This window comes from Oleiphilus sp. HI0066 (assembly GCF_001635725.1).
The window spans coordinates 1-10,965 of record NZ_LWFH01000302.1; the positions used below are offsets into that span (position 1 = coordinate 1).

General features: G+C 44.7%; 12 protein-coding genes and 2 tRNA genes. 7 read left to right on the forward strand and 7 right to left on the reverse strand.

Annotation, left to right across the window (positions count from 1 at the left end; genetic code table 11):
- Nucleotides 1-174: 174 nt before the first annotated feature.
- From A3738_RS04420 to A3738_RS04435, 4 genes are all read right to left on the reverse strand, one after another.
- Nucleotides 175-250 (reverse strand) — tRNA-Glu (locus tag A3738_RS04420).
- An 80-nt stretch (nt 251-330) separates the two neighbouring features.
- Nucleotides 331-406, reverse strand: a tRNA-Ala gene (locus A3738_RS04425).
- Nucleotides 407-543: 137 nt separating this feature from the next.
- Nucleotides 544-2,043 carry a glutamate--tRNA ligase gene (gene gltX, locus A3738_RS04430; RefSeq protein ID WP_068473793.1) on the reverse strand — a complete coding sequence of 500 codons (1,500 nt, stop codon included), beginning with the start codon at nt 2,041-2,043 and terminating at the stop codon, nt 544-546.
- Nucleotides 2,044-2,106: 63 nt separating this feature from the next.
- Nucleotides 2,107-2,751 carry an MBL fold metallo-hydrolase gene (locus tag A3738_RS04435; RefSeq protein WP_068473790.1) on the reverse strand — a complete coding sequence of 215 codons (645 nt, stop codon included), beginning with the start codon at nt 2,749-2,751 and terminating at the stop codon, nt 2,107-2,109.
- 108 nt (nt 2,752-2,859) lie between these two features.
- Here A3738_RS04435 and A3738_RS04440 point away from each other — a divergent pair, with 108 nt between their 5' ends.
- Entirely contained in the window at nt 2,860-3,189 is a 330-nt protein-coding gene (locus tag A3738_RS04440; RefSeq protein WP_068763552.1) for a DUF4156 domain-containing protein, read from the forward strand.
- A gap of 76 nt (nt 3,190-3,265) precedes the next feature.
- Here the strand turns inward: A3738_RS04440 and A3738_RS04445 are convergent, their stop codons facing one another.
- The gene (locus tag A3738_RS04445) at nt 3,266-4,270 is read right to left on the reverse strand and encodes an NAD(P)-dependent alcohol dehydrogenase (protein WP_068476664.1); all 1,005 of its coding nucleotides are present in this window, start codon (nt 4,268-4,270) and stop codon (nt 3,266-3,268) included.
- Nucleotides 4,271-4,471: 201 nt separating this feature from the next.
- Here A3738_RS04445 and A3738_RS04450 point away from each other — a divergent pair, with 201 nt between their 5' ends.
- The 4 genes from A3738_RS04450 to A3738_RS04465 all read left to right on the forward strand — a co-directional run bounded on the left by A3738_RS04450 (nt 4,472) and on the right by A3738_RS04465 (nt 6,519).
- Nucleotides 4,472-4,903: a PAS domain-containing protein gene (locus A3738_RS04450; protein WP_068476662.1), complete on the forward strand. Its 432-nt coding sequence runs from the start codon at nt 4,472-4,474 to the stop codon at nt 4,901-4,903.
- A 132-nt stretch (nt 4,904-5,035) separates the two neighbouring features.
- The gene (locus A3738_RS04455) at nt 5,036-5,461 is read left to right on the forward strand and encodes a methyl-accepting chemotaxis protein (protein ID WP_068476660.1); all 426 of its coding nucleotides are present in this window, start codon (nt 5,036-5,038) and stop codon (nt 5,459-5,461) included.
- Between the two features lie 8 nt (nt 5,462-5,469).
- Nucleotides 5,470-6,048 carry a methyl-accepting chemotaxis protein gene (locus tag A3738_RS04460; RefSeq protein WP_082869158.1) on the forward strand — a complete coding sequence of 193 codons (579 nt, stop codon included), beginning with the start codon at nt 5,470-5,472 and terminating at the stop codon, nt 6,046-6,048.
- 273 nt (nt 6,049-6,321) lie between these two features.
- Entirely contained in the window at nt 6,322-6,519 is a 198-nt protein-coding gene (locus A3738_RS04465; RefSeq protein ID WP_068476656.1) for a hypothetical protein, read from the forward strand.
- Between the two features lie 162 nt (nt 6,520-6,681).
- Here A3738_RS04465 and A3738_RS04470 read toward each other — a convergent pair whose 3' ends face one another.
- Nucleotides 6,682-7,815 (reverse strand): NADPH:quinone oxidoreductase family protein, encoded by a 1,134-nt coding sequence (locus A3738_RS04470; RefSeq protein WP_068501283.1) that lies wholly within the window; start codon nt 7,813-7,815, stop codon nt 6,682-6,684.
- A 416-nt stretch (nt 7,816-8,231) separates the two neighbouring features.
- Here A3738_RS04470 and A3738_RS04475 point away from each other — a divergent pair, with 416 nt between their 5' ends.
- Together A3738_RS04475 and A3738_RS04480 are read left to right on the forward strand one after the other, a co-directional pair.
- Nucleotides 8,232-9,068 (forward strand): hypothetical protein, encoded by an 837-nt coding sequence (locus A3738_RS04475; protein WP_068473614.1) that lies wholly within the window; start codon nt 8,232-8,234, stop codon nt 9,066-9,068.
- Between the two features lie 56 nt (nt 9,069-9,124).
- Complete coding sequence (locus A3738_RS04480; protein WP_068473611.1) at nt 9,125-10,132, forward strand: alpha/beta fold hydrolase; 1,008 nt, start codon at nt 9,125-9,127, stop codon at nt 10,130-10,132.
- 4 nt (nt 10,133-10,136) lie between these two features.
- Here the strand turns inward: A3738_RS04480 and A3738_RS04485 are convergent.
- The coding region (locus A3738_RS04485) for a cytochrome P450 (RefSeq protein WP_156503952.1) at nt 10,137-10,965 on the reverse strand (829 nt) is incomplete at its 5' end.

The following is a 10,965-nucleotide window of genomic DNA, read 5'->3' on the forward strand; positions in this document are numbered from 1 at the left end:
CAGGCGGTGGCTTCGACCTCACTATTAATGTACCAGAAAGCCAATAACACCAAAGATTCAAATACAATCAGTTAAAAAGGGAGTCATGACTCCCTTTTTTTACGCCTAAATATTTTAGGCAAAAAAAAAACCGCTTCAGTTTCCTGAAGCGGTTTTGATCTGCTAATGCAGAATTGGCATCCCGTAGGGGAGTCGAACCCCTGTTACCGCCGTGAAAGGGCGGTGTCCTAGGCCTCTAGACGAACGGGACATAAACCTTTTTGACAACTCGCAATTTATTGCCGTTGTTGTGAACTCTTTTCCTTCATCTCACCAAACTGCCTAGATGTTTGGTGGAGCCAGACGGGATCGAACCGTCGACCTCAACGCTGCCAGCGTTGCGCTCTCCCAGCTGAGCTATGGCCCCATCTGCGATGAGTGCCTCACAACGGGGGCGAATGTTAAAGAAGCCCCCTTGGTGAGTCAAGCGCTTTTTTGAACTTTTTCGAGATTATTTTTGATCGCACAATCATTGATCAATTTCTCAAAAATAACGCTTTAAAATTAGCCTGCTAGGACGTTTTGCAGTGCAGCAAACTCTTTCTCAACACGCTTACCTTCTTTCTTGGAGAACCCGTCCAAAACATTTAAGGCATGACGCAATCGCGCTCGCGTCATATCCGGTCCAAGCATGGCCATCGACTCAACCACAGACCACGAATTAGGCGTTCCAGCAATTGCCACGAATAATGGCTGCATGAAATCACCCATCTTTATTTCCATTGCTTTTGCCAAGCTTTTTACATCACCAAATATATTGTCTTTGTTCCAATGACGCTGCGCCTCAAGCGTCCACAAAGCAAACTGGAGCACACGCTTCACCTGCCCTTCTTCTAATTTTTTATGCGCAAAGTCGTCTTTAGAAATATTCAGCATTCCTGAGAACATAAATCCAGCAAGTGGCGCAATATCAGCAAAAGTTTCTACTCGACCTTGAACATGCTCAAGCATTGGCTTCACATAATCTGAGTTAAATGCCCATTGCTGAGCACGCGCGGCAAAGTCTTCGGCTGAAAGATTTTCTCGAATCCACAGACCATTTAACCAACTAAGTTTTTCAACATCGAAAATTGGTCCACCTAGTGAAACGCGCTTGATATCGAATGTTGCGATCATTTCATCAAGCGAGAATTTTTCGGTTTCGTCGGGCAATGAATAACCCATACGGCCAAGGTAATTTGTTAAAGCCTCAGACATGAAACCAGCCCGTTCATAATAGGTGATACTGGTAGGGTTCTTACGCTTACTCAATTTACTCTTGTCGGGGTTACGCAACAAAGGCATGTGACATAGGGTTGGCATATCCCAACCAAAGTACTCATATAGAAGCTGATGCTTTGGCGCAGAATTAATCCACTCTTCGCCACGAATCACGTGAGTGATTTCCATTAAATGATCATCAACAACATTGGCTAAGTGGTAGGTTGGCATTCCATCACTTTTTAACAGGATTTGAGCATCTACTTGCGCCCAATCAATCTCGATCGTGCCGCGCAACATATCATCAATGACACATGTACCTTCTTCTGGCACCTTCATACGAATAACATGAGGCTCGCCTGCAGCTAAACGCTTCTCGACTTCATCTGCTGGCAATTCCAAATCACCTTTAATACCGGGATTCAAACCAGCTGCTTTTCGTTCCTCACGAATAACATCTAACTCTTCAGGTGTTCTGAAGCAGTAGAAAGCCTTACCTTCTTCAACCAGTTGTTTCGCATACGCGCCGTAATCATTTTTTCTCTCGCTTTGGCGATATGGTCCATGAGGACCGCCAACATCAGGCCCTTCATCCCAATCGAGACCTAACCAACGTAAAGCATCAAGAATCTGCTTTTCTGACTCTGGCGTGGAACGCGCCTGATCCGTATCTTCGATACGTAAAATAAACTTGCCGTTATGTTGCTTCGCGAAGCACATGTTAAACAGTGCGATATAAGCAGTGCCGACATGCGGGTCGCCTGTTGGAGATGGAGCAATACGGGTACGTACAGTTTGAGTCATTAAAATTTCCAGTCGTTCAGTAAATAATATGGGTGGTTAAAAATTCTTTCGTTAGCTTATCGACTAACCGTAACCACCAACAAAAGGGTTTGTTTTAATTTCTTGTCCAATCGTAGACATAGGGCCATGACCAGGAACAAAAGAAATCTGATCACCCAAAGGCCAGAGCTTGCCGCGGATAGACTTACATAAAGTGTCGTAATCTCCCTTCGGGAAATCAGTTCGACCGATAGAGCCTTGAAAGAGAACATCTCCGACGAACAACAATTCGCTCGGACGATGATAAAAAACAACGTGACCCGGCGTGTGGCCTGGGCAGTGCAAGACTTCTAGAATTTCCTGTCCGATCTCGACAGTATCACCCTGCTCTAACCACCGATTTGGAGTAAAGGATTGAGCTGGCGCAAAGCCAAACATCTGAGATTGCTGAGGCAGCATATCAATCCAGAATTGGTCTTCTTTGTGCGGCCCCTCAATGGGAAGGTTTTGAGATGTACTCAATTCCCCTACCGCACCAGCATGATCGATATGCGCGTGCGTCAAAATAATCTTATCTAGTTTAAGACCAAGCGCATCAATACGTGCCTGAATTTTAGGTAAGTCCCCGCCTGGATCTACAACCGCAGCAGACATCGTCACATCACACCAAACAAGACTGCAGTTCTGCTCAAATGGCGTAACCGGAACAATTTCGTATTTTAATGCCATTACAGCGCCTTTCGTTCGAAATCAGAGAATGAAGTTTGTGCGAGGTATTATCGACAAAGACCTGTTAATATCAACCGGCTTCTAACAACAAATTCATGGGTATTCTTCATGCAGTTCACACCTAAACGTATTCTTACAAGCATTGCGCCTGCTTTTATATTATCGATCACGCTTGTCGGATGTTCATTTGTTGATACGGTGCCCGGCAGTCAGAAGGTGATCATTAGCCACGACACGGCAGAATGTAAGCGCATTGGCGAAACCGAGGTAAAAGTACTATCCAGTATTGCTGGCATTGATCGTGACGAAGATACAATGGCGCAAGAGCTTTCAACACTAGCTCGAAATGCCGCCTACTCAAAAAAGGCGAACACCATTACTCCCATCTCAGAAATTGAAGACGGCCGTCAAACTTTTGTTCTTTACCGTTGCCGCTAACGACTAGACAGTTAATAGATACAAAAAAGGGCGTAAAGTATTCACTTCACGCCCTTTTTATTTACAGCGTAAAACCTCAAGTATTATCAAGCACAACGCGATACCGCGCTTTGCCATCTCTCAAATGTTGAATGGCCGCATTGATATCAGACATCGGGAACATCTCAACCTGTGGTTCGATGTCATGCCTTACCGCAAACGCTAGCATCTGATCAATCGTTGCAGGACTCCCTACTGGCGAAGCCGACACAGACTTTTGTCCCATTAGCAGTGGAAAGACAGCTAGATCGAGAGGCTCTGTTGTCGCTCCCACAAAATGAAGTCGGCCTTTTGGAGCTAAACAGGCAATGTAAGCGTTCCAGTCTAACTTCACGTTGACGGTAGAAATAATAAAATCAAACTGGCCCACCGCCCGAGCAAGGTCTGCCGCAGAACTAGAATTAATCGTTGCATGCGCCCCCAAAGCTAAGGCTTCTTCTCTTTTGCTGTCAGAACTTGTGAAAGCGGTAACTTCGCATCCCCACGCGTTTAAAAACTTCAGACCTATGTGCCCTAAGCCCCCTATGCCGATGACGCCAACCTTGTCAGTCGGTTTAACATCAAACTGAACTAGAGGGTTATAAACGGTAATACCACCACATAACAAAGGCCCTACCTTAGGCAGGTCCATGCCCTCAGGAATTTCTACAACACTCGCCGCGCTCGCAACGACTTTGTCACCAAATCCGCCATCTCTGTTGACGATCGTGCCTTGAGCTTCTGCACATAAATTCTCATCTGCACTTCGGCAGCTTTTACAATGACCACAATAGTCAGAATGCCAACCAAGCCCTACATTTTTACCAACTAAGGTATCGTCAACTTCCGCGCCAACGCTTGCAACACGGCCAATGACTTCGTGCCCTGCTACGATAGGGTACACAGACATCCCCCAGCTGTTGTCGAGCATGCTCACGTCACTATGGCAAATACCGCAATACATCACGTCAATTTCAACATCATTCGCACCTAAAGGTTGAAGTTCTCTCCCTACTTCAACCAACTTTCCGCCTGCGGTCTCTGCTGCATACGCTCTATACATAAAAGATTCCTTTGATTAAACCCAGCGTTAAATACGCGTCATTGCTTAGATTAGATTCCAAACCTTAGTTGATGTGATGATCCGTTTCCATGATAGCTCCCTTCAAGTTAATTGATTTAGATCCAGCATATTCGAAAAGCTCAGCAAGCTATGCCTGCGCTTACTAAGCTCTTTGGGCAGTTTACTAATTAGGAAATCCCCATGCGCATTAACGAACCCGTTACTCAAAACGAGCTTGAATATGACCAGCACGCTCGCATTGTTTCAACAACCACGTCTAAAGGCGTGATCACATACGTCAATAAAGACTTCGTTGAAATATCAGGGTTTACCGAAGAAGAAGCGCTTGGGCAAGCACGCAACATTGTTCGTCATCCAGATATGCCACAAGCCGCGTTTCAATCGCTTTCGGACGCAATGGCGGATCAAAAATCGTGGATGGACATCATTAAAAACCGTTGTAAAAACGGGGATCACTATTGGGTCGATGCTTTCGTGATGGCTAATGCGGATGAAACTGACGGTGAAGCTCACCTGCAAAGCGTTCGATTCAAGCCAAGTCGTGATCAAATCAGTCGCGCTACGCATGCTTACAAGCTAATTAATGAAGGTAAACAGCCCTACCATCTATAGCACCCTAAACATTGGCCAATCGCCTATGAATTGAATGCAGCGACCACGACCCTACTACTTCCTATTGCCATTTTTTTGGCCATCACACATTTTTTAATCGGAGCCGCTTCCACAATCGCTTTTCTTGGAGTGATGACACTTTTTAATTTTTTCATCACACTCAACATACGACAAGCAGCGAAAGAATCAGCAACAACCTATTCCGACACACTCGCGCAGTATATTTATACGGGCCGTTTGGATGAACTAGGCAGTCTTGAGCTTAGTAAAATATTTATGCGCAATAAGTTAGAAACCGCCCTTTGGCGAGTGGTGGACAGCACCAAAAACGTAGAAGATGGTGCGCGATTATCTGCGAATATGGCGAGTGATACAGAGCAGCAAACAGCACGTCAGAAACAAGAACTTGAGCAACTTGCCACCGCTATCAATGAGATGTCGACATCTATAACAGAGGTCTCACAGAACACCCAAAACGTGAGCAGCCTAATGCAATCGGTTCAAAATAACGTCGCGCAAGGCTCAAGCCAAGTCAATGCAACGCAACGCAACAAGTAGTCGGAGAACTGGCTTCGAAGCTCTCAACAACCTCAGAACAAATCAAAAGTATCAGTAATACCAGCCAAGAAATTTCAACACTGGTTCAATCGATTCATGGCATTGCTGAACAAACCAATCTACTGGCATTAAACGCGGCCATAGAAGCCGCCCATGCAGGCGAACAAGGTCGTGGCTTTGCCGTCGTAGAAGATAAAGTGCGGAATTTAGCGAGCAGCACAGCAACCACAACAGAGCAAATTCAAGCAGCTATTGCGGCGATACAAGAAGGCGTCGATGTCACTGTCGATCTAATGAATCAAACCCTTGAAAGCTCAAACACCACTACTCGTCAATCCACAGAGGCCAAAGAAGCGTTAGCAGAAATCACAAATCTGACTGAAGAAACCCTTGCGGCAATGATTCAATCTGCCTCGGCAACAGAACAACAAAGCATGGTATATGAAGAAATTAATCAGAACGTTCACACAATCCAAGACTCAGCGGTACAAACGTATGACAACGCGACAAAAGCACAGACTATTCAAGAGAAGCAATTTACAGAAGTAATGAAACTCACCAAGCTTGCGAATGACTTCACCTCGTGAATTGTTCAGCAACGAAACAATGCGATGAAAATTCGCACAGCAATTAGAACAATTGTGAACACTACCGAGCTCAACAAAAACCTCATATACACTTAGGTCACAGGTTGCCAGAAACATGCGCCAAACTTTTGACACCGCAATCTGAAACTTGATAATCAGCTAAAATAATTAAATATAAACAATTGTTTTTAATAGCTATTTTCAACTCTGTACATGGTTTTTGCTTTAAACACACCATTGCAAAAACAACACTATTTTTCTCGGAGATTGAACATGCTTACTATCGTAGCTTCTAACAACACTGAAACAGTTAAAACAACTCAAGTTCAAAATGAAATGAAAGGTGAAGAGCTTCTTCTAAGCTACCTATTATGGGAAAACAAATTTGAAGGTGATGCTCACGATACTTTCGAAGACCCAATCGACGTATTTCTAACATCACAGGGTGAAAAGCCGCTAAGCCTAGCGTAAACATCCTTTCATAGTCTCTGAGAATGCAGAGCCACAGTTTCATTGTGGCTCTCTCAAACCACTTTCAACTCAGCGCCCCGCACTTTCCTCTAAATTCTGAATTAACGCTCTCACACAATCAGGCACTCATTACACTTTCGTGCACTTACTCTCAATATCAATTTATTCTGGCTTAAGCACTGCGCCGCCAATAATTTTACCAGTCCATTTATCTTTCATTGCTTGTTTAACATTTTCCAAGTCATAAACACTTGAAACAAACGGCTGAATATCACCATTTCGTACCCATGACATAATCTGTGATAAGCGTTCTTGTCGAATAGATGGATCTTGCTGCGCGGATATGACAGTAGGACAGCCCAAGACTTTGAGCCCTTTCATCATAATTAAGTTAGTGGGGAGCATATTCGCATTAGGCGCTCCACGTTGGCCTTTTCCTTTTGCGACAAACGGCGTTGATGCCCAACCAACAATAAGAAACCGCGCTCCGAACTTTACGCAACGCATACTCTCAAGCGATATATCCCCACCTACGCCATCGTAAACCACGTCGACCCCGGCACCATTGGTAAGTGCTTTCACTTCATCTCTGAAGCGACTCACACCGAAATCAGGATCAGATGATGAAGTATTAATAACCCAATCTGCACCCTGCTCTTTAACCACTGCCAATTTTTCATCACTGCGCCCAGTTGCAATGACCTTAGCGCCTAACAACTTGGCCATATGCAACGCAGCTAAACCCGTTGCGCCTGAGGCGCCATGAATGAGAACGGTCTCACCAGGCTTTAATTCGCCACATTTTACGAGGCAGTGATAAGCAGTCTCATAACTTCCTAAAAGGTTACACGCTTGTTCAAAGCTGAAACCCTCAGGAATTGCTCTAACAGCTTCAGCAGGTGCAACCGCGTAGTTAGCGAACCCTCCATATTGCTGATACTTTCCCGGAGATCTTGGTCCGGTCACAAACCCATCTACAAATACGCGATCACCAATAGACAAACCCTCTGCTTTCGCCTCTTTACCAGCCCATTCAATCACCCCGCTATATTCTAAGCCTGGGGTATATGGTAAAGGCGGCATATGCTGATACTGTCCGCTTGTCATGAGTAGATCGACCCAGCCAAGCGCGGCAGCTTTCACTTGAATCAATACATCATGACTTACTAGATCTTGTACATTGGGTTTTACTTGAGAAACCAAATGTAAGTTCTTCTCGACACCTTTAACGGGGTCTTCAGCAAACTGACTAATTTGAGCACAGCGCGGGTTGGATATTGGTTCGATGACGGCCACAGATACACCTATTTTTTTATTATTTATAAAAATTCTTCAACGTAATTCTGCCAACGTTTGACGCAAAAACAAACACTTAGAGCATCAGAAATATTGAACGCAAAATAATTTCATCTTTTTATTTGCATAACCAAAAATCTGTACCAGTATTGGGTTGCTGATGTTATTCATGCGTCAGCAATAGAAAGACTTTCATGGATACTACTCGCACTTATTGCCGGCTGTGCATTGCACAACCGGCCTTTTTTTGCATGCATATTCTTAACTTACTCAAGCTTATCTTCCGAAACGTAATATTCATTAAAATCTAGCGTCTTTTGCGCTCTAAATGCTATCTAAGTAGACATTTCAGGCCTTACCAACTTTACAAACTGTTACATCGCTCGTTAAAGTGCAGAAAAATGAGTGAGTAGTTTATGAGCAGTAACGACCAATCAAACGATAAATCAGCGCCGGTGATTCACCCCAAATTGGCATCTGTTATTCATCAAGTTAAGTTGCAACGCAAAAGCGCTGCATCGCTATGCATCAGCCATGATGAAGCGATCGGTTTACGCGGATTAGATTCAAAGGCGAAAGGTTTTTTCGTTCGTCGCGAACATCTTGACCCAAAAACATCACACACAATCATCGACTGTCGTTCACTCAGCTGGCAAAACGATTGCCCTCGATCTATAGACGGTCTTGACCCTACAGACAAAGCCGACAAGTTCTTTTGCCCGCAATGCAAACAAGACGTCTACTGGTCAAACAGTAAAGCTGAGCGCAATAAGCATGCGCAACTCGGGAACAACATTGCATTTGCCGTAGACCTCCCAGTTAAGAGACAAGCACCTTCAGTCAAACGTCAAACATCCGACAAATTCGGAATGAACCTGATTCGCTCAATACTTACCAGCAACACACAACTGCAAATTCAAAAGCGTCAGACTGGAAGTGCCTCCCAAGCAATACTGAATGACATTGTTGCAAAGCTTAAGCGCTTTCAAGCACAAGTTGATGCTGGCATCCGTAATTCCGAAACTGGTCTGAGATTGAGTCACTACCAAATTCATGAAGATCTGCAAGATATTGAGCTAGATCTCGCTTATAGACATATGCTTGCCGCCGAAAACGTGCAACGCTTGGTAAATCAAATCCCTCAATTTGAAGCCTTACTTGAAAGTGAGCAAAGCGCTTCAAATTTGCCACTAAAACAAGAGACTCATCAAGGCGACAATCAAAAGGCAACGGTGATAGAGTTTCCATCGTAAAGCGTCCACGATCGCTAGAGTCACGCGTAGATAAAAGACATATGGAATATTAATAAATGTCGATACAACTTAGGTGTCTCCTGACTATTTTCGCCTTAATACCATTGGCGTCCTGCGTCACACCAAGCACACAAGCGTCTAATGAACTAGCCCAAACCCGCATACAAACTCCCACCTTTGATGAAACGCATTTCATTGCGCAAGACGGGTACAAACTTCCTTTTAAAAGCTGGCCAGCTGCAGAAGAACCTGAGCGTATTATCCTCGCACTACACGGTTTTAATGATTACTCAAATGCCTTCAGTGGGCTCTGCGAATTCATGACTGATAAACACTCTACAAAAACCCTTTGCATGGCCTATGACCAAAGAGGATTCGGTGCGACAGAACAAACCGGTATCTGGCCGCAAAAAGGAAAGCTACAGTCTGACTTAATGACAATGAGCAAGTCACTAAAACTGCAATATCCAAATGCAGAACTTTATCTTGTTGGTGAAAGTATGGGCGGCGCCGTCATTATTTCTGCGCTCACTCAAAATAACGACAAGACCTCGCATATAGATGGAATTATCTTACTAGCCCCTGCAGTCTGGGCACGGAGCACTCAACCCTGGTATCAGCGTTTTGCGCTGTTTGTCGCCGTACATACATTCCCTGGCTGGAAACCTACAGGTGAAAGTCTTGGTGTGGTTGCCACCGATAATGGTGAAGCGCTGATCGCGATGAGCCAAGACCCTCTCGTTATCAAAGAGACGAGAATTGATGCTATTTATGGATTAACTAACTTGATGGACTTAGCGCTTGAGAACGCGTCAGCAATACAAACACCCGCCCTCGTACTATACGGGCTCAAGGACGAAGTCATTCCTAAAACACCTACTTGCGAAATGCTCAAACGAATGGAAAGCCAAGTTAACCATCAGCTTAAACTTTATACCAATGGCTACCATATGCTAAGTCGCGACCTACAAGCACCGCGCGTTTTCAAAGACATGACAGCATGGATGGATGACCAAAACGGGTTTGAATCATCCTCGATTGAAGAACTCTATTGCGAGCAGTAAATGCTTAGCCTTGCTTAGCGGTCAGTTTAACCTGCATAGAGGTATAGCCTTTCACGAAATTCGATTGGACATATTCGGGCTCTGATAACACTTCTATATCATCAAAGCGTGATAGCAACTCTTCCCACAGGATCTGAAGTTGCATTTCAGCCAGTCGATTCCCCATGCAACGATGCACGCCGAATCCAAAAGACAAATGTTTGCGTGCATTTTTACGGTCGATGATGAATGCATCTGGATTCTCAATCGCACGCTCGTCCCGATTCCCCGACGCATACCACATCACGACTTTGTCGCCTTTTTTAATCGTTTGACCATGTAACTCAACATCTTGCGTCGCGACCCTGCGCATATAAGCTAAAGGCGTCTGCCACCGAATGATTTCACTAACCATATTAGGTATCAAACTTGGATCAGCTTTTAGTTTTGCTAACTCATCAGGGAACTGATTCAACGCAAAGACACCGCCAGTCATGGAATTACGCGTTGTGTCGTTCCCACCGACAATCAATAAAGCCATGTTCCCTAAAAACTCCATAGGTCGATCAATCATGTCTTTCGTGTTTTCATTGGTTAGCAGCAAACTGATTAAATCAAATCCCGGAGACTGACCTGACTTCAAGCGCGCCTCTTTTTCGCGCCATAGCTCCGAGAAGCCCTTTGCCATGGCACCAGCAACTTCGAAGGCTTGAGCGGGATACCCCGTCCCACCGGTGGTTTCGGGAGATGCTGCAGCCACGTCAGACCAGAAAGCCAATTTACGACGTTCTTCGTAGGGGAAATCCAATAAAGTTGCCAACATGCGGCTTGTTAACTCTATTGATACGCAGTCC

Coding starts and splice junctions, on each gene's coding strand:
- gltX (WP_068473793.1), bottom strand. CDS start 2,043: ATGACTCAAACTGTACGTACCCGTATTGCTCCATCTCCAACAGGCGAC.
- A3738_RS04435 (WP_068473790.1), bottom strand. CDS start 2,751: ATGGCATTAAAATACGAAATTGTTCCGGTTACGCCATTTGAGCAGAAC.
- A3738_RS04440 (WP_068763552.1), top strand. CDS start 2,860: ATGCAGTTCACACCTAAACGTATTCTTACAAGCATTGCGCCTGCTTTT.
- A3738_RS04445 (WP_068476664.1), bottom strand. CDS start 4,270: ATGTATAGAGCGTATGCAGCAGAGACCGCAGGCGGAAAGTTGGTTGAA.
- A3738_RS04450 (WP_068476662.1), top strand. CDS start 4,472: ATGCGCATTAACGAACCCGTTACTCAAAACGAGCTTGAATATGACCAG.
- A3738_RS04455 (WP_068476660.1), top strand. CDS start 5,036: ATGACACTTTTTAATTTTTTCATCACACTCAACATACGACAAGCAGCG.
- A3738_RS04465 (WP_068476656.1), top strand. CDS start 6,322: ATGCTTACTATCGTAGCTTCTAACAACACTGAAACAGTTAAAACAACT.
- A3738_RS04475 (WP_068473614.1), top strand. CDS start 8,232: ATGAGCAGTAACGACCAATCAAACGATAAATCAGCGCCGGTGATTCAC.
- A3738_RS04480 (WP_068473611.1), top strand. CDS start 9,125: ATGTCGATACAACTTAGGTGTCTCCTGACTATTTTCGCCTTAATACCA.